Here is a 24,112-nt window from a genome sequence, read left to right as displayed (position 1 = left end):
TTTGATGCACAAAAAAAGCGCCTATCCCATTAGATGAGATAGGCGCTTTTTTATGCTTTTAATACGGCTACTGGCGAATCAGGCGACTCGGCGCAGGCAATAAGCTGATGTCGCTGACACGGCAAGGATTGATATCGATACCGCCGCGGCGTGTATACCATGCACGAACCATCAAATCACTTGGCTCATAATACTCGCTCAAATCTGCAAATATCTGCTCAACACACTGCTCATGAAAGCCGTTATGCTGACGGAAACTCAATATATAACGTAGCATATTTGCATTGTTAAAAGTCTTGTCAGTCGTTATCGACACGGCCAGCGTGCCCCAATCTGGCTGATTGGTCACAGGGCAATTACTACGCAGCAGATTAGAATAAAAAACATAGGGTTGATTGCTGTTATTTGCCACACGCTCACTGCTCGCTTCTGTTTCATCATTACTCAACAGCGATGCATCAGGATGCTCAGTTAATGCGATTTTTTCCGTGCTACCTGACAATGCGTCATCAATACAAATACCGGTTGGCTGAGCGATCAGCAGGCTTGATGCATCATTCAGCGCAAATAACTCTACCTGTACTTCCGCTTGCAAACAGGCGGATAGGTCTTTAGCGATCAATGTTTGCACGTCATTCCAACTGGCGAACTCAGTAAAATTGATACTGTTCAAATATAGCTTGAGAGATTTTGATTCTACGATAAATGGTGAGCTGGCAGGAATACTAAATCGTGCCATCGCCACTTGCGAAATACCTTGCAGATTTAACCAAGAGATCTCGAATGCCTGCCACCAATCTACGCCGACCGTTAGTTTATCAGCGTGCCAACCAATCGCATCACGTCCCATGCTACGTGCAATAGGATATAGCGTCTCTGGGCTATACTCAGTCGGATAATCGGTGGTTTGTTCTCCTAAAATACCATGAATACTCATAAACGGCCCTAACTGCTAAATAAGTTGCTAAATAATGTAAGTAATGTTGATAGGTCGTTATTTTACCGCAATTGATCTGTCTGTGTGCGCCTTTTGTATGCTTGCGGCTGTCACGCTTTAGCCTATGAGGGTAAGCCGACATTCACTCTTATTTTTTAATTTCACGTCATTAAGTATTGTTTTCCCTAGTTCAGATACTACCCTCATTAACGCTCTAAATTAACCAAAAAGCATATCACGTGGAATGGTACAATTGCCTCTTTTTGCTTATCGCTACTTATGATAAAAAGAATCTCTTTAGGCTCAGGCTGGATGATTATTGCGGCATTCTTATTTGCCACGATGAGTATTTTGGTCAAAAACGCCGCCACTCACTTGCATATGAATGAATATGAACTGGCTTTTTGGCGCTCCTTGTTGCCTGCCTTAGTCATTTTTGGCACCACCCTTGCGCGAAAAAAAACCCTCAAGACGCCATTTTTTTGGGGCCATATGCAGCGTAGTCTGGCAGGCACGACGGCATTATTACTGGCATTTTATGGCTTAGGCCATTTACCGCTCGCAACGTCTGTGACGCTGAACTACACCTCTGTCGTCTTTATTGCCTTGCTATCTATTTTTTGGCTCAAAGACAAACCATCGCTCAAAACGTGGGGTGCGCTACTACTGGGATTGGCTGGTATTTGTTTGATGTTAAAACCTGCCTTCGCCTCCGACAGACTGTTGGAAACTTTGATTACGTTAAGTGGCGGTATTTTTACGGCGTTTGCGCTGCTACAAGTGCGAGAGCTATCACTAATGGGTGAGCCTGCGTGGCGGATTGTGTTTTACTTTTCGGCAGTGGCGACCGTTGTCTCAGCCATAGCGGCGACATGGTTTGGTTGGAGTGCTTTGACAAGTGCGAGTTTGCCTTACATCATTGGTATCGGCGTGGCAGGACTACTCGCTCAATTAGCAATGACGCATGCCTATCACGTGGGGCAAAAATTCACGGTCGCGGCATTATCCTACTTAACAGTTGTATTTTCCGCGGCTTATGGGTTCATCTTTGCCGGTGAAAGCATTGGCTGGATAGAGGTTTTTGGTATTGTAGCGGTCATCTTTGCAGGGGTAATCAGTAGCTTACCTGACAAAAAAGCCGTTAAACTTTCTTAATCAGGCATGAGTCACCTAATCAGGCATGAGTCAGACGCCAGCAAGCTGCTTGCGATACGGATGAATCACTGGCAAGCCTTGATGGCTGGTCAAAATCTCAATATCCACGTGATACACTTGACGTAAAATATCGGATTGCAATACGGCGCTCGGCATACCCTGAGCATGAATGTGACCATCAGCCAACAGTAAAACTTCATCTGAGAATTGCGCGGCGAGGCTCAAATCATGCAACACCATAATACAAATCAGTTGGTGCTGCTGAGTATAATGGCTCACTTTGTCCAATAGATTGATTTGATGTGCCATGTCCAGTGCGGAGACAGGTTCATCGAGCAGCAAAATCTTGGGACGGCGCAGTAAGGCTTGAGCAAACATCGCCAGCTGCCGCTGCCCGCCACTCAACAAATGGATCGGACGATGTGCCAAATGAGAAATATTCAGCTCTGCCAATAAGTCGACCGCTTCTGTTAATAATTCATCACCAATATGACGGCTCAAGGCGTCCATGCGTCCGAGCAACACCACTTCAAGGGTAGTTAGCTCGGCATCAGTATGACTGTCTTGCGGCATATAGGCAATGGGTTTTCGCCATGTATTGAGGTGAGCTTTGCTTTGCGCTTTGCCCTGATAATCGATAGCGCCAGAAAATGCCAATTCGCCAAAAATCGCTTTGAGCAAACTCGACTTACCTGCCCCATTTGCTCCCAAGATGGTGTAAATCTTGCCCGATTCAAACTGGGCATCAATCTCCCTAGCAACGGTGTGCGAGCCATATTGGATGGTTAAACGATTAAGCTTGAGCATAGCGACTTCTTCTATTAAATTGTCAAAAATCAGGGCATGTCTCTACTTAAGCAAATAAACTGCTGAACCAATTCATAAGCTTAGTAAACCACGACACATTTTCAGAGGGGTTTTCAGACATATTGGCAGCAGAATCGGCTTGGGTCGCAGCGGTTGATGCGTTGCCCTGATCTTTTGCTTGAACGTTAGCATTGTCATCACAAACACTTGCTCCACAGCCTAGCTGGATGAAGAACGTACCGTTAGGCTTGACTGGCAAATACTTTTCGTGAAAATCCATGTAGGTTTTTTCAGGGTCGACATCAGCAAATGCTGTAGGATATAACGCTTTTGCCATAAATTGTGCGGCTGCCAAATCAGATAACGAGCGAGACGTCGTGTGATAAATGCCATATACACGGTTGTTCTTCACTGCGGGCAGATTTTCCCAACCACTACGGGTGGTAAAGCCTTTTAGGCGACGCTGGGCTTCATCAGTTGGGATATCAATTCCCATTGCCATCGCATTGGGCTGCTTCATGCCCACTTCGGTGCCTGAGATCATAATAACGTCAGGTTTACTCACCAAAACTTGTTCTGGGTTAATGATGCCCCAATCTTCGATGAAGGGTCTACTGATATTATCACCACCTACCGTGTCTGCAATTGCGCCCCACATATTTTTACCAAAGGTGAAGCTATGCTCCTGTGGGCCTTTATCCCCAAACTCCATATAGATTTTGGGCTTAGGTAGCGCTACGGCTTGTACGCGTTTTTGGATGTCTGCGATGCTGTCAGCATATTCTTGCGCCGCTTGGTCAGCGCGTTGCTCACTACCTGCCAATTGTCCAAAAATCTCGGTGCTTTTGACATGGTTTTTTACCGTTTGGTCATTATAATCAACCACGACAACCGGAATGTTTGCCGCTTCAAAACGCGGCATTTCGGCCTTTAGGGTGTCATATTGCCATTTTGCTAATACCACCACATCGGGCTTCATTGCCAAGGTTTTTTCGAAAGAAAATGTGCCTCTATCGATATTGCCAATATCGCCAATGCTATTTAGATTTGGTAATTTTTCGCTATATAATTCCCAACTACCGGGATTAAAATCTTCCCAAAACTCTCGTGAAATACCCACCACCTGCCCAAATTTTTCCGAGCCTGTCGCCGCAATATAATCAGGATAATAGAACCCCAATACCACGCGCTTGGCAGGTACATCGACTTGAACGTCGCGTCCTAGCACATCGTTGATGGTTTTGATTTCTGCGTGAGCAGTTAACGTCGTTAACATCAAACCTACTGCCACTGTCCCACAAATCCAGTTTTTCATCGCTTAGTCCAAATAATCCAGAATAAAAAGGGTACACCCACAAACGACGTGACAATCCCAACCGGAAACAATGCCCCTGGGACAATCACTTTCGATAACACCGATGAGAATGATAAAAACGCTGCGCCTGCGAGCATGGTCGCGGGCAAAAAATAACGTTGGTCTTCACCAACGAGCAACCGTGCCACGTGCGGTGCCACCAAACCGATAAAGCCAATCACCCCGACAAAGCTAATCGCTGTTGCCGTCATCATCGCTACTAAAATTAATGTTTTAATACGCAGTCGCGTGATATTGACACCAAGTGCTGATGCCCGTTGTTCACCCAATCTTAGCGCGGTTAATTTCCAATTGTCGCGCATCAGTAGGGTAATGCAAATGCCACTGACGACAGCGACCACCGACACATTGGACCAAGTCGATTTGGTTAAACTACCGAATAGCCAAAACAAAATTTGCTGGGAGACCTCAGCTGATGCGGTAAATTGCACCAATGACAATAGTGACTGAAAAATGAATAACAGGGCGATACCTACTAGTATCAGTGTAGCGGCCGTAAACTGTCGCAATGACGCAAACAAAAACAGCACCGCAGAGGCGATCATTGTCATCGAAAACGCCCCAATAGGCACAGCATATTGTAGTGGCAAACCAAAACTACCAAACGCAATGACTAGGGAGGCGCCAAATCCTGCTGCTGCCGCAAGCCCTAACGTATAAGGACTTGCCATCGGATTATTGAGTAGTGTCTGCATCTCAGCACCACCAGCACCGAGTGACGCCCCTACTAGCAAAGCCATAAACGCAATAGGCAGGCGCAAATCATAAACGATGGTATGTGAGGTATCATCCACACCGCTTAGCTGCAATAGCGAGCTAATCACCTCTCCCATCGGCAGCATTGAAGGGCCCGTCATCACATCCAGTACCAGACCCACGACACACGCTACCGCAAGTGCCAACAACACCAATCGGCGTTTCGATTCTATGCGACGTTGCTGTCGAATGATTTGTTCGCTGACTGATTGGGTCATTTAGTATCTCAATTACCAAGGTAACCTGAGGCTACCTTTTATCTTAAAAAATGAGAAGTATAATGCTAATGAGGACTATTCGCAATTAATAGCTTATCTTTCTGCTGATTAACCCCTGCATTTACGTAACAAGTGTCATTTTATTCAAAAAAAAACGGATAGGTATGATAAGACTGGTATTTTCTTTTATCACAAAAGAAATTACCAAGACCTACACACCTATCCGAAAAATAATGCGACCAAATTGAGTAAGAAAAAAGACAAGGCGTCAAACTACTGATAATCAGCAGTTTAGACGATAAAGCAAACTACAAACGCACGCGCGAACCGTTACTGAGCAAGCGATAAGCGATGGTATAAAATATCGCACAGAACACAAAAATCGCTGCCATCGAATACCAAACGTTGACATCAGAATAGCCCAAGATACCGTAACGGAATGAGTTGACCATATAGACAATAGGATTTAATAGCGAAATATTTTGCCAAAATGGTGATAAGTTTTCCATCGAATAAAACACGCCGCCAAGATAGGTCAGCGGGGTCAATACAAAGCTTGGAATGATAGAGATATCATCAAATGAGCGCGCAAACACCGCATTGATAAAGCCGCCTAGTGAAAATAAGATAGACGTGCCAAGTACCGTAAATACAGTGACAAATAAATGCTCGATACCAAGGTCAGTAAAGAATAGCGCGACAATCGAGACAATCACACCGATGGCCAGTCCACGGAAAATCCCACCGCTGATATAACCCATCAAAATCGCATGCTTGGAGACAGGCGAGACCAAAAGCTCTTCAATGCTGGACGTGAATTTGGCACTAAAAAAGCTCGAAACCACGTTAGAGTAACTGTTGGTAATGATCGACATCATGATCAAACCTGGCACGATGAACTGCATGTAGGGCACGCCGCCCATCTCACCCACGCGCGAGCCAATCATCTTACCAAAGATGACAAAGTACAAACTCATCGTGATGACTGGCGGTAATAGCGTCTGCGGCCAAATACGCAGAATACGGCGCACTTCTTTGAACCATATCGTACGAAATGCAATCCACTTTTTACTCAGTGACATCGTTTTATTATGATCGATCAGTTCCTGACTCATAATCCCGCCTCCTTCATGCTGTTTGCACTTTCAATATTTTTGTCAACCAAGCGCATAAACAACTCTTCTAGACGGTTGGCTTTATTACGCATACTGCCGACTTTAATGCCTTTATCGGATAACTGATCAAAGACACCATTTAATGACTCGCCTTCTGTCAAGGTGACTTCTAGCGTCTGCTCATCTGGCTGTGAGATATCTGTCACTCCGGTCAAAGCTAATTGCTCGGTGAGCGGCGTCTCTAGATCAAAGACAAACGTCTCTACAGATAACTGCGCCAATAAATCTTTCATTTCTGTATTGATACGAATCTCACCGTGATCCAAGATCGCAATGCGTTTACACAACTGCTCGGCTTCTTCCAGATAATGGGTGGTCAAAATAATCGTGGTATTTTCCTCGATATTGATCTGCTGCATAAACTCCCACATCGAGCGGCGCAGCTCAATATCGACACCAGCCGTTGGCTCATCGAGAATCAATAATTTTGGCTTATGAATCAACGCTCGCGCAATCATCAGACGGCGTTTCATACCGCCAGACAATTCACGTGATTTGCTGTCACGCTTATCCCAAAGCCCCAATGCTGTCAGTAGCCTTTTTGCTCTTGGCTTGGCTTCTTTTGCTGGAATACCAAAGTAACCTGCTTGTGTAATCAAAATATCTTCGACTTTTTCAAACATGTTGAAATTGAATTCTTGTGGTACTACTCCAAGGTACTGTTTGGCAATCGAAGGATTCTCTAATAGATCTGTCCCAAAAATATGGACACTACCCGTGGTTGGCTTAAATAGTGAACTGATAATGCCAATCATGGTGGACTTACCTGCGCCATTTGGCCCAAGTAATGCAAAAAAACCACCTTGTGGTACGGTTAAATCAACCCCTTTTAATGCCGAAAACCCATTGTCATAGGTTTTGGATAAGCCTTGGATAGAAAGTGCTGGTACATCAGACATGAAGACCTCTTATTTTTTATCAATTTGTATAAAACACGATTTTAGAATAATAGGCCGTGTTGAACATTCGACTGTCATTATCATAATGGCCTATGCTATATAAAAATGTTCAACACGCTCTACTATCTAGAAGACACGGTGTAATCTCATAAAATGAGGCTGCTAATCGCAAATTTCAACTGCTTTATATTTGAAGTACCGTATTAATAATACTCATCATAAAAAAGCGCCTATCTCATTACTGAAATAGGCGCTTTATCGATAACTGCTATAAAAGCCAGCAAAGCCGTTAGCAAAAATTAGCTTGATTCTGCAACCATATAGTCTACAGCGTTTTGGACTTCTTCATCAGGAATGTCCGCGCCGCCTTTAGCAGGCATCGCATTGAAACCGTTGATAGCATGGGTATATAGCGTATCTTTACCTTTCGCGATACGTGGTCCCCAAGCGCCAGCATCACCGAAGATAGGTGAACCTAACAAACCAGCGGCGTGACAAGTATGGCATACCGCATTGTATACCGCTTTACCATCACGAGGACCGTCACCAGCAGATGGGCCAGATGAGCGTGCTGTTACGTCACACACTTCATCGTCTTCAAAACATACAGTTGCAACAGGTTGAATACGGGCAATCAGATTAGGATACAAAGCAATCAGCTTTTGTACTTGCGGCGTATCTTGTGGAATCGGCTCTTCGTCAGCGGCAGGCGCTGCAGCGGCGGTCGCTTCGCCTTCTGCTGGAGCAGCACCATCAGCAGGTGCAGCAGCGCCATCTGTCGTGTCTGCAGCAGCTTGGGGCTCATCACCTAGCGTTTGTGGCGCCTCTTCTACGACTTCTTGGCCTTCTGCGACGTCAGTCACAGTTACAGGCGTGTCGACAATATCTTCAGCTTGGCTCACCGCGATACTAGCGATTCCTAGAATGGCAGCTGCCGATAACATAACTACTTTTCTCATTCGTCACGTTCTCTTATTACGTATACAAGGACTAGCACAGCTCGGACATTCTGTCTGTCCTCCTTTGACGACCTCTAAGTCCTCAATAGCAGACAGCCATCCCGCGTGCCAGCGCACTTGCAATCGGTGATTATAAATATGAATTCTCCCCAACATTATAAGGGAAAAGGCAGGTAAATTGCCATGCTTGTTTAATGACTTGGCTGTTTTTTCTTAAAAAACCTCAATCACGACGGTCATTTATTGGCTTTATGCGTTTTATTTGTTAGACTAAGCGGTCTTTATTTCTAGGCACTTTATGCTGGTTATCATGCGCATCTAAGCGTGACAGTCAGACATATCGTTATCATATGCGCTCGTAGCTCAGTTGGATAGAGTATCGGTCTCCGAAGCCGAGGGTCGTGGGTTCGATTCCCGCCGAGCGCACCATTTACAATGTGTACAACCTCGCTCTACCCTTCCTTAGTGCTATCCTAAACTGCTCATACTCATCAGACCGACGTTTCAAAATGTTGGTAGTTTTTCTGTGTGCGCATACCTCTAGTGCTCTCATCTATATAAAACTCACTCTGCGTCTTGTAAATTGGCTATTAGCTGAGCACGGCTAGGCACGCGGTGATAATTAATCACTGGCACATCACCCAAACGACGCTGACCCTCAGCAATTTTCTTATCAATCGTAATCATCGCCATTTTTTTGCCTTGTTTGCTGATGAGCAAGTGATTTGCCTTACGAGTGACCCGATAATCAGGAAAGTACTGCTTTAATAATGCGGATGTTTTTTGCAGGGCATCATTCTGTACTGTATTTTTTGACTTGGTACTACCGTGCTTTTCGCCTGCTTTTGCCCCACGTGATTTTGCCACAAACCATAAGGCCACGATGATGGCGAACAATATGACAAGCCACCAAATTCCGTCTATCATAAGTAAAAATATCCATTACTAACAAGGGTTGGCTCATGTTAGCAGAATTATCACCAGCGGTAATAGCAGAAGTAAAACTTGCGGCAACATTGTTGGCATCGAAAGAGCGCATTTGCATTTTGACAGGGGCCGGTATTTCAGCCGAAAGTGGTATTCCGACGTTTCGAGATAAGCAAACGGGCTTGTGGGAGAATTATCGCGCGGAAGACTTGGCAACCCCTGAAGCATTCGCTCGTGATCCAAAGCTAGTATGGTCGTGGTATCAATGGCGCAGGCAGATGGTCGCAGATAAAGCACCAAATCCAGCCCATCATGCATTGGCTCAGTGGCAGTATCATGCGCAAACTTCCGATCAGCAAGTCACACTTATCACGCAGAATGTCGATGACCTACATGAGCAAGCTGGTAGTTCGGTAACTCATTTGCACGGTCATCTATGGCGTAATTGCTGTGGTCAGTGTGAGATACCTTATCCGGAACAATCAAGAGCCGCCTATATTAAGCAAGATACGATACGTTTTGATGATAAGCTGATTACTTGCCCGCACTGTGAAGGCTATATCAGACCAGATATTGTGTGGTTTGGTGAAGCACTACCTGTACAAGCATGGCAGACTGCCGAAGAGGCTGCGGCTAACTGTGATGTATTTATCAGTATCGGTACATCAAGCTTGGTCTATCCTGCGGCCGGACTCTCACAGTTAGCCAAGCAGAACGGTGCGCAAGTTATCGAGATAAATCCCGATCCAACACCGAATACCATCGTCGATATCACGCTAGTAGAAAAAGCCGGAGTTATTTTGCCGTTACTTATAGAAGAGATTACTGCTTTATAACTGCTTATAAATGTCATTATCTGATAAACAATAAAAAAGGCTTAACGATTGCTATCAATCGTTAAGCCTTTACTATACTAATAGCCAATCAATATCTATTGCAATACCGCGTCCACTCTCGCCAAGTAATCTTCTTTTAACTCATCACTGATAAATGCCGATTTAAAAGAGTTTTTTACTAACGTAATAACATCTTCTTCTGTTATCGGCAGATTCTCATGCAGATTAATAAAGTTTTGATTCACGTAGCCTTTGAAATAGGCAGGATCATCTGAGTTAACGCTGATATTGAGACCATAATCCAAAAGCTCTTTGATATTATGCTCTTTGTAATTATCAAATACTCGCAGTTCGATATTTGAGTTCGGGCACACGGTCAATGGCATCTGCTCATCTTTGAGTCTTTGCATCAGCTCTGGGCTCTTTATCGATTGCACCCCATGGTCGATTCGATTGATATTCAATAAGTCCAATGCTTCGTAGATATACGAAAAATCAGCCTCTTCACCCGCATGGGCGACCAGTTTAAAACCTTCTTCTTTGGCTTTTTTGAAGACTTCTTTGAATTTCGATGGTGGGTTGCCAAGCTCTGATGAGTCCAGACCGACACCGATGATGTCATCTTTATAGTCTAGCGCTTTCTCTAGTGTCTCAAATGCTTCTTCTTGCGACAAATGGCGCAAGAAACACATGATGATACAAGAGGTGATGCCGTACTTTTCTTTGGCATCGGCAAGTGCTTCTTTGATACCTGTGATGACCGCTTCAAAAGGCACGCCTCGTTCGGTATGTGTCTGCGGGTCAAAGAATATCTCGGTGTGGATGACATTGTCTTCAACACACTTAAGAATATATTCCCACGTCAAATCATAAAAATCATCTTTGGTCAGTAAGACATTTGCGCCGGCATAGTAGATATCTAAAAAACTTTGCAGATTGTTAAAGTTGTAGGCGGCGCGCACGTCTTCTACGCTGTCATAAGGAATCTCTACATTGTTCTTTTTTGCCAGTCTAAACATCAGCTCAGGCTCTAATGACCCTTCGATGTGTAGATGAAGTTCTGCTTTTGGTAGTTTCTGTATTAAATCAATCATAGTATTCCAATAATGGTGTTATCGAGACAAGCTGTGGATAATTTATATATATTCGCACCCTCTTTAAAAGGTACGAATATTTTACGTGCGATATTTTAGCATCAAAACCCTATAGACGAGAACAGCCACCTTCGACTCTATCAATAATGTGTTTAGAGATGCCGTATTACTATTTTAAAAATACCACGGTATCAGACAGCTCATTGCCTGATGGATTGTGCTCAAGCTGATAGTACTGGCGCAGTACTTGTCCCACTTCATCCAACAATTCAGCCAAACTCTCTTCTGTTTTCTTATTACTGATACCTGATACTGCTTTTTCGCACATAGCACGCCAGACGGTTGGGCTTACGTGAGTGCTGATACCGCGGTCGGCCACAATCTCTAATTGATGCTCGCAAATATTGACATAGATCAAGACGCCTGTGTTTTCTTCGGTATCCCAGACTCGATACTCGCTAAACAGATCGACCGCACGTTCGCGGCAATCCATATGATAAGCGTCTTGAATTGGCAAATGGTTTTCGACAATCAAAAATACCTCACCGCGATGCCCACGCTCAGCGCGTGTCACCTCATCTGTCAGCCGTGCTTTGGCTTCTGCTGTCAGCCACTTGCTATGTAGCAAAGGTACAAACAAGACCTGACGCCACCATCGAGCAAAGCTAGAAGTTGAAGCATGGTTTTCTGCCATTATATTTTTCCTCAATTACGTCATTTTTGATGGTTATTTGGGTCTATTTACTGAGACTCTATTTTTGGCTTTTATTAATTTGAGTCTTTACTAATCTGAGCTTCTAATAACTAATCTGAGCTTTTAATAGATAGACACTTACCACGAGCCACCAGCACCGCCGCCGCCGAAACCGCCGCCACCACCACCAAAGCCGCCGCCGCCAAAACCACCACCACTACTGCCCCCACCCATACCGGGTAAGAAAATCATGCCGCCGCCTCTGCGTCCACCTTTACCGCCGCCGCCTTTGCCACCACCGCCGCCACGTGAGATCAAAAACAGCCATATAAATATCGCCATGATCAATGTCATAAAAAAGCCGCCGCCCAGCGCCAAGGAACCCGCAAAAAAGCCGCCTGCCGTGATAATAGAACCAAATACCCGGCCTAAGATATTAGTAATAAAACTGCCAAATATCATAGCCATAATAAATAAGAAAATAGGTGATGGTAGCTCATCTGAGCCTTGCTCAGCACTACGCTCAGCAGCTTGCGCATCAGCACGCGCCAATACCTCAGGATCAGCCGTTAGACGTGCCTTGAGTGCATCCACGCCAGCCAGTATCCCAGCGCCATAGTTATTTTGCTTAAATAATGGTGTGATGTCTTCACGGATGATACGGTTGACGGCCGCATCTGGCAACACACCCTCTAGACCATAGCCGGTTAGGATATACATGTCACGGTCATTGACCGCAACGACGATTAGCAGACCATCATCAATGTCCTTGTCGCCCAATTGCCATTTTTCGGCTACTTGTAAGGCATAATCAAATATAGGCAGGCCATTAGTAGTCGGTACGATAACAACCGCCGCCTGTGCCAAACCTTGCTGATAGATATCTCTAAGCTGCGCCTCTAAGCGCTGCTTTTCTTGCGGATTTAAGATATTAGCCTGATCAACGACTGGCTCGTTAAGTATCAGTTTGTCAGCATCAACGCTCTGGGCACTTGAGGTTACTGGTGGCTGAGCTGGCGCTTGCGCACTAGCGGTTGCCTCATCATTTGTCGCGCTTTGGTTAATAGCGTCATTACCAAGCACCGCACCATTGATGGCGTCATTATTCAGCACTGCATCATTAATCGCCTCGTTGGATTCCCCTGCTTTGGCAATGGCTACCAAGTCTTCGACACTACGGTTTTGTAGATTCGAGGTGCTATCTGTCGCCGCAGCATTATTGCCAGCATCGGTATTGGGCGCAGCATGCAACACTGATGCACCGCTGACGCTCAGTGTAAACAGTAATGCTGATAAGATTGCTTTTGAATTATTCATCTAATCTCTACCACCTCAAATGACATTTTTATAAATTAATAGACATTAACTAATAGTCATCAGCTAAATAAATAGAGCGGCATACACCGCTCTATTTTTATGTATTTCTAATGCTTCCTACTCTGCTTTTGCAGAATCGCCAAAATCAACACTTGGCGCTGTCGAAATGGCATCTTCATTAGCAACGGTAAAGTTTGGCTTGGTATCCATACCAAATACTTTTGCGGTGATATTGGTTGGGAACTGGCGCACAGTGGTATTGTAGCCCTGTACTTCTTGGATATAGCGATTACGCGCGACAGCGATACGGTTTTCGGTGCCTTCTAGCTGAGCCTGTAAGTCTTGGAACAGCGCATCTGATTTTAGCTCAGGGTAACGCTCAGACACTGCCATCAGACGTGACAGTGCGCCTGTCATTTGTTCTTGCGCAGCAGCATAACGCTCCATTGCTTCTGGGTCATTGAGCACTTCAGGCGTCACAGTGATGCCGCCCGCACGTGAACGTGCTTCCGCCACTTGGGTGAACACTTCTTGCTCTTGTTCAGCATACTGCTGTACGACTTTGACCAAGTTTGGCACCAAATCGCTGCGGCGCTGATATTGGTTGACCACTTCTGACCATGAAGCCGTTACTTGCTCGTCTTGCGCCTGAAGATTGTTATAACCACAGCCACTCAGACCGACAGTAGACGTCGTCAATAGTGCTGCTAGCAACATCGGCTTCATAATAGATTTACGCGTCATCGTTGTTTCTCCTAATAATGATAAATAACAAATATCTGGTAACACGTTTTTTAATAATTTTTTTGCGCTTATGCCTTCACAATCATCTAACGGTCATATGCGTTCTATATTTTGTATAAAGGCACGCGCTTATAGCTTTTGTATCTACAGACACAACATGAAAAACTACTTATACATATTGCTCAGTCTTATAAGCTACAAGATATAATGCTCATAATGGCGCTATCATGATGCTTTTACAATTGACCGTTACCAAAACACAACCGCAACTTTCGACTGCTATCATGTTTCAAAAGCATTCATTTGAGCCAAATCTTAATATATAAAACAAAAGTCTACTAAATAACTTATAGTGAATAAATCTAGGTCATTATTGCAGTCAGTTATGAGTGAAATGATGGCATCAAAACAAAACTTATCCGTCCATACACAAAGAAATTTCTAGTAATTGGTACGAAAATATGGCAAATTGCAGTTACGTAGCCGTACGGTTTGAATACATTTGGTAGTGGACTTATAGTTTGATACGTATTAGAGAGTTGGCAGCTGTGATGAAAAACAGTTACTCACTCTTAGATACTCCACTAATACATTCAATCCGCCATACCAGCAGTGTAGCCAATCGGGACGGCTCATAGCAAATTGAATACCCTCGTCATGAGGAGTATTCAATTATATAACCGCCTGTTTTATCCGCGGGTTAACTTATAACTCATCTCATTCGTAACGTGATGATAGGACACCGCAGTAGTTGAGGCTGTAGAACAATCAAACACACAGCTGATATTAATGCTATCAATGATAATCGCTATAAAAATAGTCTGTGTCACTGATGAAGCCAAGCGGATAAATACAGACAACTACAGTCCATTCTTGGTGGCTAAGCACGTATGAGACTTAACTAATATAAATATGAGTCGATGCAGATAATTTAACTGCTTAACTTAAATAAGTAAGTTAACCAGTTAATTTACTCCTAGCATACAGAGCCATCTTGAGACAGTACTAGGAATATACATATGGAAGGTTTAGTTAACTTAGTAAACGGAATTATCTGGAGCCCAGCACTGATCTATCTGTGCTTGGGCGCTGGTCTGTTCTATTCCATCTTGACGCGCTTTGTACAGGTGCGTTTGTTCGGTGAAATGATCAAATTGCTATTCAGTGGTAAGTCTAGTACTGATGGTATTTCATCTTTTCAGGCACTAGCCGTTTCCCTCGCAGGACGTGTAGGCATGGGTAACATCGCTGGGGTAGCTGCTGCTATCGGCTTCGGTGGTCCAGGTGCTGTATTTTGGATGTGGGTCGTAGCGTTCTTAGGCGCATCTACTGCCTATGTCGAGTCTACCCTTGCACAGATTTACAAAGAAAAAGATGTGGTGACTGGCGAATATCGCGGTGGCCCTGCTTATTACTTTGAGCGTGCCCTTGGTCAAAAGTGGTACGGCATCCTCTTCGCCATCGCTTCTATTTTATCCTGTGGTATGTTCTTACCTGGCGTACAGGCCAACGGTGTTATCAGTGCATTCGCACAGTTAATGGGTGAAGGTACGATCATGAACGTGGCAGGCCTAGAAGTCGGCTCTATGCGTTTGGTTGGCTTAGCCATCATCTTAGTTGTACTAGGTGTCATCATCTTTGGTGGTATTAAGCGTATTGCAACCTTTACTGAGTTTGCCGTTCCGTTTATGGCAATTGGTTATATTGCCTTAGCCTTAATCATCATGTTCAGTAACTTCAGCTTGATTCCAGATGTATTCGGCATGATCGTTGGCGATGCATTCACTGCACAAGCAGGTTTTGGTGCAGCAATCGGTTGGGGTGTTAAGCGTGGTATTTACTCTAACGAAGCGGGTCAAGGTACAGGTCCTCACGCTGCTGCTGCTGCTGAAGTTGAGCATCCATCACAGCAGGGTCTTGTTCAGGCATTCTCAGTATATGTTGATACGCTACTGGTTTGTTCTGCGACTGCCTTTATGATTTTATCTACTGGTATGTACAACATCCAAGGTACATTACCAGATGGTCAGTTCATCATACAAAACGTCGCCGCTACTACTGAAATCAACGCCCCTGCCTTTACGCAAATGGCAATGGAATCGGTATATGGTACGTTTGGTAATGCCTTTATCGCAATCGCTGTATTCTTCTTTGCCTTTACAACTATCCTAGCTTATTACTACATCGCTGAAGTAAACGTGGCTTACTTAACACGCTTCCTCGGTCGCGGTGCCAATAAAACAGGTCTATTCTTAGTAAAAGTATTGATCATGGTGATGGTTGCTTACGGTGGTCTAAACTCAGCTGGTTATATCTGGGCAATTGGTGACATTGGTGTTGGCCTTATGGCTTGGCTCAACATTGTTGGTATTCTTGTTATCTTCATTGTGGCTCGTCCAACGCTTACCATGCTTAAAGACTACGAAGCACAACGTAAAGCTGGTGTGGCACGCTACAGTTTTGATCCTGCAAAATTCGGTATCAAAAACGCACCTTATTGGGAAGCGCGTCATCTAGCAGAGCAAAAAAGAACGAATGTAGATCCACTACGTAAGTAACATAGATAATATGCACTAACGTAGCTACTGCTCAATTTTATCCAGTATCATTAAAAGCCCGAGGCAATGGTCTCGGGCTTTTTTATTGCAAATAAATAAAGCAGATTTTAATATATCGCTGCTACGCGCCACCATCTTATAGACACAAAAAAGCCCAGCTTTATCGCTGGGCCTCTTTAATATACTTATCAGCTTATGACAGCTAAGTTCTTATGACAACTGAATTAAAGAAAAACTTACTCAGGCATCAATACTGCATCGATAGTGTGAACCACACCATTGGTTGCCATGATATCAGTACCTGTGATGTTAGCTGTGTTACCAGTCGCATCAGTAATTACGTTGGCATCGCTAATAGAGATCGTTTTGCCATTAGCCGTTTCGATATCGGTACCATAAGGGATATCAGCAGCTTTCACTTCCATAGGTACTACGTGATAAGGCAATACTTTTTTCAATAAGTCTGTGTTAGCTAGTAATTCTTCTTTCGTTACACCTAGCTTTTCTAGTACTGGAGCAAATGCATCATCAGTTGGTGCAAATACAGTGTACTTAGTATCTTCCATCAACATCGTATCAAGACCAGCGGCTTTTAATGCAGCTGTTAAAATAGTTAGGTTTTCGTTGCCAGCTGCAATTTCGGCGATGGTTTGTGTCGCTTCCATATTCATGTCGTCTGCCATTGGCTCTGCTTCAGTCTCGACCATTGGATCAGTCTCGGCCATTGGCTCTGCTACGACTTCTTCAGTAGTAGCCTCAGGCTCAACCGGATCTGCGACAGTTTCGGTGTCATTACATGCTGCTAATGACATGGCTGCTGTTACGACTGCGATAGATAATAGATTCTTCTTTAACATGGGTATTTCCTTTTAAATGATTGGTTGCGTCATGTGTTTAACAGACAGTTACTTTTAATAAATTTAACAGTGACTGATAAATCGTGGATATGACTAAATAACCAGCCATAGTTTTAAGTCCGCTATATCAATAACTATAATTCTAAAGGTTTAATTTTTAATTGATACTTACTTAAGTAGTAGCACTGTATCAATCACGTATATAGCATTATCAACTTGTATACTCGTTATTGCGTTCTTTAAAACACAATTGCGTTTATTTGATGTCTGTAATCGTTAAAACTGCTGTAACTTGTATTTCATGCTACATGATTGATTATCAAATACTAAAACAGCCATTATCAAATGATAAACTCATCAAATAATAGCTGCTTACTTAAGCTTCATCGCAAATGTAGATGTTATTTCGCTAAAGCTTATTTAGGTAGTAGCACTCTATCGATGACATGGACAACGCCATTAGTAGCTGCGATGTCTGTTTTTACGATGTTTGCAGTACGGCCGTTTTCGTCCATCAATTTACCTTGGTTGGTTACCATTAGCGTGTCTTTGCTAGCGGTCATGACGTTACCAGGCTTCACATCTTTGGCATACATAGCCATGTCACCGCTGATAACATGATAACCTAGTACTTTTCTTAGCATCGCTTTATCAGCAAACAACTGGGCTTTGGTCATGCCTGTTTCTTGTAGCGCTTGCATAAATGCAGCGTTGGTTGGTGCAAATACCGTATAGTGTGCATTTGGATCAGACAGCATACCTGCTAGACCTGCTGCTTGTACCGCTTCTACTAAGACTGAAAAATCAGAATTACTTTGAGCAACTTGTACCACATTCATTTTTGCCATAGTTTGGCTGTGCATTGGCGGTTTCATATCTGCGCTTTTTGCTGGCATCATATTGTTACAAGCACTTAGGCCAGCGATAGAAATAGCTAGCGTACCGATAGTTGCAATTTTAGTCAGTTTCATAACATTATCCTTAATGATTGAGTATGTATTTGCTTATTGTCTTACAGGTTAAATTGTCTTCTGATATCAGTTGCTCGTGCTGTCCAATTCTTATCTTTTTGATAAGCAACATCTAGATAGACCAACAGAACAATAATAACTTTTTGCCCATAAGTGACTTATAAGCAAAACTTACAAAGACCTAATTCTTCTGAAATCAAATTAACATGTCTGAAACCTTTATCAACCTGCCTTTACGCAACTTTTTGTAGTACAGGTGTAAACTGTGTCGGACTTTTAAGCATAAGCGTTGGCTTTCATTTGCAGAAGCAAAGCTTTATGTAATCCGTAAGCGAAATGATATTCATTTGTGCACATATTCTTTGTGAAATACAATATAACGCTATGCTCAGCAGCTCAGTGAATAGGTATCTGCTTGTCTATGGTAAAAGTAGAATGGGCAGTATCCATGTGTGCTATATTTTTCATGCTAGAATAATTCAAATTTGACGATTTCCTTTATAAGACTTTGCACTCTATTGGTTTGTTATTCCTTCCTTTTATAATATTGACGATATAAGCAGCGCACCTATGACTCAAACGATGACCTCACCGACCTCTTCTCACTCTGATACTACTTCTCACTCTGATACTACTTCTGACTCATCATCCGCTGATGACTTTATCTTGACGCCGCCTGCTGTCTTTCCTTATAAGGAGCAGCAGCTCACCGCGCGCGCCCGTATCACTGAGCAGATGGCATCACGCATCTTGATGTTAGACGGTGCAATGGGTACGCAGATTCAGACCTATAAACTAGAAGAATCAGATTATCGTGGTGAGCGTTTTGCCGATATCGACCAAGATGTGCGCGGTAATAATGATTTGCTGGTGCTGACCCAGCCGCACATGATCAAAGATATTCATCACGATCATCTGTTGGCTGGTGCGGATATCATCGAGACCAATACCTTTAATGGTACGCGTCTATCGATGGCTGACTACGACATGCAGTACTTGGTGCCTGAACTGAATAAGACAGCAGCCAAAATTGCGCGCGAGGCGGCTGATGAATTTACCGCCAAGACGCCTGAGAAGCCGCGGTTTGTCGCGGGTGTGGTGGGCCCGACCTCACGCACGTGCTCGATATCACCTGATGTCAATGACCCTGCCTTTCGTAACATTACCTTTGATGAGCTGGTCCTAAACTACCGTGAAGCGACCTTATGCCTGATAGAAGGCGGCGTCGATCTTATTTTGATTGAGACAATCTTTGATACGCTTAATGCCAAGGCGGCGATATTTGCCATCACGGGTGTGTTTGAAGATATCGGCTTTGAGCTGCCTATTATGATTTCTGGTACGATTACTGATGCCTCAGGTCGTACACTATCTGGTCAAACGGCAGAAGCATTCTATAACTCGATTCGTCACGCCAAGCCACTATCCGTTGGCTTTAACTGTGCGCTTGGGGCGGATGCGCTGCGTCCACATATCCAAACATTGTCAAATATCGCTGATACTTACGTCTCTGCGCATCCAAACGCAGGTCTGCCCAATGAGTTTGGTGAGTATGACGAAACCGCTGAAGAAACCGCTGCCCTACTCGAAGGCTTTGCCAAAGCAGGAATCCTAAATATCGTTGGTGGCTGCTGTGGTACAACACCTGAGCATATCCGCCAAATCGCTAATATGGTGGCAAACTATGCACCACGCGTGATTCCTGAGATTGCGCCTGCCTGTCGCTTATCAGGTCTAGAGCCATTTACCATCAATGCTGACAGTTTGTTTGTCAATGTCGGTGAGCGTACCAACGTCACGGGCTCCAAAAAATTCCTACGTTTGATTAAGACCGAAGCCTATACCGAGGCTCTTGATGTCGCTCGCGATCAGGTCGAGGGCGGCGCGCAGATCGTCGATATCAATATGGACGAAGGCATGCTTGACTCCAAGCAGGCGATGATTCATTTCGTCAACTTGGTATCAGGCGAGCCAGATATCAGCCGTGTGCCGCTGATGATTGACTCGTCGAAATGGGACATCATCGAAGAAGGCCTAAAACGTACGCAAGGTAAATCTGTCGTCAACTCCATCTCGCTAAAAGAAGGTCATGCTGAGTTCGTTGAGCGCGCCAAACTGTGTATGCGCTATGGGGCAGCCGTTATCGTTATGGCGTTCGATGAAGACGGTCAAGCCGATACCTATGAGCGCAAAATTGAAATATCTAAACGTAGCTATGATGTACTGGTCAATGAAGTGGGCTTCCCTAGCGAGGACATTATCTTTGACCCAAATATCTTTGCCGTCGCCACGGGTATCACTGAGCATAACAACTACGGCGCGGACTTTATCAATGCCACACGCTGGATCACGGAGAACCTACCAAATGCGATGGTTTCGGGCGGTGTGTCAAACGTCTCGTTTAGTTTCCGTGGTAACCCTATCCGTGAAGCGATCAACTCTGTGTTTCTATTTCACGCGATCAAAAACGGCCTGACCATGGGTATCGTCAACCCAGCCATGCTTGAGCTGTACGATGATATTCCAAAGGAAGCGCGTGATGCGATCGAAGACGTCATGCTCAACCGCAATCAAGGTGAAACGGGACAGGATGCGACCGAACGTCTGATGACCGTCGCTGAAAACTACCAAGACGGCGGCAAGAAAAAAGACAGCACGGTCGATATGAGCTGGCGTGAGGGTACGGTAGAAGAGCGTATCGCCCACGCCCTCGTCAAAGGCGTAACCACCTTTATCGAAGAAGACACCAAAGAAGCGTGGGAGAAATACCCCAAACCACTCGAAGTCATCGAAGGACCACTCATGGACGGTATGAATATCGTCGGTGACCTATTCGGTGCGGGTAAAATGTTTTTACCGCAAGTCGTCAAATCAGCGCGCGTGATGAAGCAATCCGTCGCATGGCTAAACCCGTATATTGAAGCGGAAAAAGTCGAAGGCGAAGTCAAAGGTAAAATCCTGATGGCCACCGTCAAAGGCGACGTGCATGATATCGGCAAAAACATCGTCGGTGTGGTACTTGGCTGTAACGGCTACGATATCGTCGATCTGGGCGTGATGGTACCGTGCGAAACCATCCTCGATACGGCTATTAAAGAAAAAGTCGATATCATCGGTCTGTCAGGTCTGATCACCCCCAGTCTCGATGAGATGGTCTATGTCGCCAAGCAAATGCAAGAGCGCGGCATGACCCTGCCCTTGATGATCGGCGGCGCAACGACATCTAAAGCGCATACGGCTGTCAAGGTCGAGCCGCAGTATCAAAACGATGCGGTCATCTATGTCTCGGATGCCTCGCGCTCAGTCGGTGTGGTGACCAAGCTACTATCCAAAGAGCACCGTACTGCTCTCATTGATGAGACTCGTGAAGAATATGTCAAAGTACGCGAGCGTCTTGCCAAACGCCAACCAAAAGCCGCCAAAGTCACCTATGCCGAATCGGTCAAGATTGGTTTTCAGTATGATTGGGAAAACTACGTACCACCAGTGCCAAACAAGTTAGGACAAGTGATATTGGATGATTATCCAATCACTAATCTGTTGCCATACATTGATTGGACGCCGTTCTTTATCTCTTGGGGTCTGACGGGCAAATACCCAAAAATCTTGCAAGATGACGTCGTTGGCGAAGCGGCTCGTGATCTGTTTGAAAATGCGCAAGAGCTGCTACACAAAATGATTGAGGAAAAATCAATCGTCGCCAAAGGCGTGTTCAAACTCATGCCTGCACGCCGTACTGGCGCAGACACCGTCACAGTATATGATAATGACCCAAAAAATGGTGGCAAACCGACCTATCAGTTCGAACACTTACGCCAACAAAGCGATAAAGCAAGCGGTAAGCCAAACCTGAGCTTGGCGGACTTTATCTCGCCATCAGACACGCATACCGATCACTTGGGCGGCTTTACCGTCTCTATCGTCGGTACAGAAGCGCTCGCTGAGCACTATAAAGCGGCAGGCGATGACTATAACGCCATCATGGTACAGGCACTGTCTGACCGCTTAGCCGAAGCCTTTGCCGAGCATCTGCATGAACTGATTCGTAAAGAGTACTGGGGCTATCAGCCGACTGAGTCACTCACCAATGAAGAGATGATTAAAGAAAAATACGTCGGTATCCGCCCTGCACCTGGCTACCCTGCTTGCCCTGAGCATACCGAAAAAGGCAAATTGTTTGATTGGCTCGGTACGGTAGAGGCAATCGGCACGACCTTGACCGAAAGCTATGCGATGTGGCCTGCGTCATCGGTCAGTGGATTCTATTACTCGCATCCTGATAGTGAGTACTTCAATGTCGGTAAGATCAGCCGTGACCAGCTTGAGAGTTATGCTGAGCGTAAAGGCTGGGATATAAAAACGGCTGAGAAATGGTTAAATCCGAATTTATAGATTTTTAAAAATAAAACGGCTATATAAATTGAAATGCGCTACTAGTACAATTTTACTTGCTTACTGTGCCTACGCCGACAGAGGCTGCGTAAAATTCATCCTAGTAGCGTTACAACGTCTTTGAAGCGTATCAACGATAGATATTTTATCATCATCTCTTGGCTTACTCATTTAATATGAGTAAGCCATTTTTTATGGCGCATCCTTTATTTATTATCAGCAAACTTATCGCTACGTTCATAGCAAAATACTTTTATCATTTACTAGCAATAACCATGCTAAATTATTGTCTTCTTCGTTTTTCGTTATTTTGAGACAGGCTATGAATCAGATTGCATTACTTTCTAGTTGGATTGGCAAAACCTTTGCAATCTGGGCATTGGTCAGTGCCGTGTTGGGCTTTGTGTTTCCTACATTTTTTGCCTCATTGGCTTTTTTGATTGTGCCAATACTTGGCATCATCATGTTTGGCATGGGTATGACGCTTAAGACAGAAGATTTCCTAGAGATTGTCAAACGCCCCAAACCTGTATTGGTCGGACTGTTGGCACAGTTCACGCTGATGCCATTGATCGCTTACTTATTAACGGTCATCTTTAACCTTGATCCTTTAATAGCAGTGGGTGTGATTTTGGTTGGTTGTTGCCCTGGCGGTACTTCTAGTAACGTGATTACGTTCTTAGCCAAAGGTGATGTCGCTCTGAGTGTCGCGATTACCTCTATCTCTACGCTACTTGCGCCCTTTTTGACCCCTATTCTATTAAACGTGTTTGCTGGTCAGCTGATCGATATCGACCTAGCGAGTATGATGATAACCATTACTAAAATCGTCATCTTACCCATATTACTGGGGGTTATCTTCCATAAGTTTTTGGGTAGCAAGATCGAGTTCGTCACCGAGGTATTGCCGATGGTGTCAGTCTTGGGTATCTCTATCATTATCGCGGCGGTGGTGGCAGTTTCTAAAGCAACTATCTTAGACAGCGGTGCCATCGTCTTTATCGTCGTTGCTCTGCATAATATGCTGGGCTATACCTTGGGATATGTGATCGCGCGCTTATCTGGATTTACGGAGAAGCAACGCCGCGCCATTATGGTGGAGGTAGGCATGCAAAACTCTGGTCTGGGTGCTGCCCTTGCCGCGACTTATTTCAATCCTGTTGCTGCCTTACCAAGTGCGATATTTAGTGTGTGGCATAACTTTAGTGGTGCATTGGTTGCGAATATTTTTGCGAAGAGAGATGCTAGGTAAGAATCTTACTGATTGTGAATACTTGACGTTGAGGTTATTATTTAGATTACGGAAGTGATTGATAAATAGTTGAATCGGAATTTGTAGGAAGAAGTAATAATGAGAAGATCAATTTTTAGATTCTTTGCTGGTGTTTTCGCACTAACTTTAATAGTCACTATCGTTGTTTTTGACGAGTTATCTTATGTT

At 44.4% G+C, this 24,112-nt stretch carries 19 protein-coding genes and 1 tRNA gene; 6 read left to right on the top strand and 14 right to left on the bottom strand.

The features are described 5' to 3' along the window. Positions 1-67: 67 nt before the first annotated feature. Complete coding sequence (gene queF, locus JMX83_RS03385; RefSeq protein ID WP_201599158.1) at positions 68-937, bottom strand: NADPH-dependent 7-cyano-7-deazaguanine reductase QueF; 870 nt, start codon at positions 935-937, stop codon at positions 68-70. Positions 938-1,216: 279 nt separating this feature from the next. Here queF and JMX83_RS03380 point away from each other — a divergent pair, with 279 nt between their 5' ends. Continuing rightward, on the top strand, positions 1,217-2,092 hold the full coding sequence (locus JMX83_RS03380) for a DMT family transporter (protein WP_201599149.1): 876 nt from the start codon (positions 1,217-1,219) through the stop codon (positions 2,090-2,092). Between the two features lie 30 nt (positions 2,093-2,122). Here the strand turns inward: JMX83_RS03380 and JMX83_RS03375 are convergent, their stop codons facing one another. The 6 genes from JMX83_RS03375 to JMX83_RS03350 form a co-directional block, all read right to left on the bottom strand. Next, on the bottom strand, positions 2,123-2,899 hold the full coding sequence (locus JMX83_RS03375) for an ABC transporter ATP-binding protein (protein ID WP_201599148.1): 777 nt from the start codon (positions 2,897-2,899) through the stop codon (positions 2,123-2,125). 46 nt (positions 2,900-2,945) lie between these two features. Continuing rightward, positions 2,946-4,214, bottom strand: a complete 1,269-nt coding sequence (locus tag JMX83_RS03370; RefSeq protein WP_201599147.1) for an ABC transporter substrate-binding protein — start codon at positions 4,212-4,214, stop codon at positions 2,946-2,948. Further along, a complete protein-coding gene (locus JMX83_RS03365) occupies positions 4,211-5,248 on the bottom strand; it encodes a FecCD family ABC transporter permease (protein WP_201599145.1) in 1,038 nt (345 codons plus the stop codon). Before JMX83_RS03365 ends, JMX83_RS03370 begins: the two co-directional genes overlap by 4 nt. Positions 5,249-5,556: 308 nt before the next feature. Next, positions 5,557-6,330 (bottom strand): ABC transporter permease, encoded by a 774-nt coding sequence (locus tag JMX83_RS03360; protein WP_057762348.1) that lies wholly within the window; start codon positions 6,328-6,330, stop codon positions 5,557-5,559. A gap of 29 nt (positions 6,331-6,359) precedes the next feature. Next, positions 6,360-7,322, bottom strand: coding sequence for an ABC transporter ATP-binding protein (locus tag JMX83_RS03355; RefSeq protein ID WP_201599143.1), 963 nt, complete (start codon positions 7,320-7,322; stop codon positions 6,360-6,362). Positions 7,323-7,621: 299 nt separating this feature from the next. Then, positions 7,622-8,281, bottom strand: a complete 660-nt coding sequence (locus JMX83_RS03350) for a c-type cytochrome (RefSeq protein ID WP_201599142.1) — start codon at positions 8,279-8,281, stop codon at positions 7,622-7,624. Positions 8,282-8,633: 352 nt separating this feature from the next. Here JMX83_RS03350 and JMX83_RS03345 point away from each other — a divergent pair. Next, positions 8,634-8,710 (top strand) — tRNA-Arg (locus JMX83_RS03345). Between the two features lie 135 nt (positions 8,711-8,845). On the opposite strand, the gene JMX83_RS03340 is transcribed toward JMX83_RS03345, so the two are convergent. Then, the gene (locus JMX83_RS03340; protein ID WP_201599141.1) at positions 8,846-9,208 is read right to left on the bottom strand and encodes a hypothetical protein; all 363 of its coding nucleotides are present in this window, start codon (positions 9,206-9,208) and stop codon (positions 8,846-8,848) included. A gap of 35 nt (positions 9,209-9,243) precedes the next feature. Here JMX83_RS03340 and JMX83_RS03335 point away from each other — a divergent pair, with 35 nt between their 5' ends. After that, on the top strand, positions 9,244-10,044 hold the full coding sequence (locus tag JMX83_RS03335; protein ID WP_201599140.1) for an NAD-dependent deacylase: 801 nt from the start codon (positions 9,244-9,246) through the stop codon (positions 10,042-10,044). 95 nt (positions 10,045-10,139) lie between these two features. Here the strand turns inward: JMX83_RS03335 and JMX83_RS03330 are convergent, their stop codons facing one another. The 4 genes from JMX83_RS03330 to JMX83_RS03315 all read right to left on the bottom strand — a co-directional run bounded on the left by JMX83_RS03330 (position 10,140) and on the right by JMX83_RS03315 (position 13,893). After that, positions 10,140-11,138, bottom strand: a complete 999-nt coding sequence (locus JMX83_RS03330; RefSeq protein WP_201599139.1) for an adenosine deaminase — start codon at positions 11,136-11,138, stop codon at positions 10,140-10,142. Between the two features lie 169 nt (positions 11,139-11,307). Next, on the bottom strand, positions 11,308-11,832 hold the full coding sequence (locus JMX83_RS03325) for a TPM domain-containing protein (RefSeq protein WP_201599138.1): 525 nt from the start codon (positions 11,830-11,832) through the stop codon (positions 11,308-11,310). A gap of 138 nt (positions 11,833-11,970) precedes the next feature. Further along, positions 11,971-13,149, bottom strand: a complete 1,179-nt coding sequence (locus JMX83_RS03320) for a TPM domain-containing protein (RefSeq protein ID WP_201599136.1) — start codon at positions 13,147-13,149, stop codon at positions 11,971-11,973. A 117-nt stretch (positions 13,150-13,266) separates the two neighbouring features. Further along, a complete protein-coding gene (locus JMX83_RS03315; RefSeq protein ID WP_186475055.1) occupies positions 13,267-13,893 on the bottom strand; it encodes a LemA family protein in 627 nt (208 codons plus the stop codon). Between the two features lie 1,019 nt (positions 13,894-14,912). Between JMX83_RS03315 and JMX83_RS03310 the strand changes: the two genes are divergently transcribed. Continuing rightward, a complete protein-coding gene (locus JMX83_RS03310; protein ID WP_201599132.1) occupies positions 14,913-16,451 on the top strand; it encodes an alanine/glycine:cation symporter family protein in 1,539 nt (512 codons plus the stop codon). Positions 16,452-16,687: 236 nt separating this feature from the next. On the opposite strand, the gene JMX83_RS03305 is transcribed toward JMX83_RS03310, so the two are convergent. Beyond that, positions 16,688-17,308 carry a fasciclin domain-containing protein gene (locus tag JMX83_RS03305; RefSeq protein WP_201599131.1) on the bottom strand — a complete coding sequence of 207 codons (621 nt, stop codon included), beginning with the start codon at positions 17,306-17,308 and terminating at the stop codon, positions 16,688-16,690. Positions 17,309-17,724: 416 nt separating this feature from the next. Beyond that, on the bottom strand, positions 17,725-18,279 hold the full coding sequence (locus tag JMX83_RS03300) for a fasciclin domain-containing protein (protein ID WP_201599130.1): 555 nt from the start codon (positions 18,277-18,279) through the stop codon (positions 17,725-17,727). Between the two features lie 570 nt (positions 18,280-18,849). Here JMX83_RS03300 and metH point away from each other — a divergent pair. Continuing rightward, positions 18,850-22,671, top strand: a complete 3,822-nt coding sequence (metH, locus tag JMX83_RS03295) for a methionine synthase (protein ID WP_201599129.1) — start codon at positions 18,850-18,852, stop codon at positions 22,669-22,671. Positions 22,672-22,993: 322 nt separating this feature from the next. Next, positions 22,994-23,923 carry a bile acid:sodium symporter family protein gene (locus tag JMX83_RS03290; RefSeq protein ID WP_201599120.1) on the top strand — a complete coding sequence of 310 codons (930 nt, stop codon included), beginning with the start codon at positions 22,994-22,996 and terminating at the stop codon, positions 23,921-23,923. Positions 23,924-24,112 lie beyond the last annotated feature (189 nt).

Origin of the sequence: Psychrobacter piscatorii (assembly GCF_904846415.1) — a bacterium.
Classification (GTDB): Bacteria; Pseudomonadota; Gammaproteobacteria; order Pseudomonadales; family Moraxellaceae; genus Psychrobacter; species Psychrobacter piscatorii.
The sequence above is the reverse complement of the archived record's forward strand: the minus strand, read 5'-3'. Positions and strand labels throughout refer to the sequence as shown.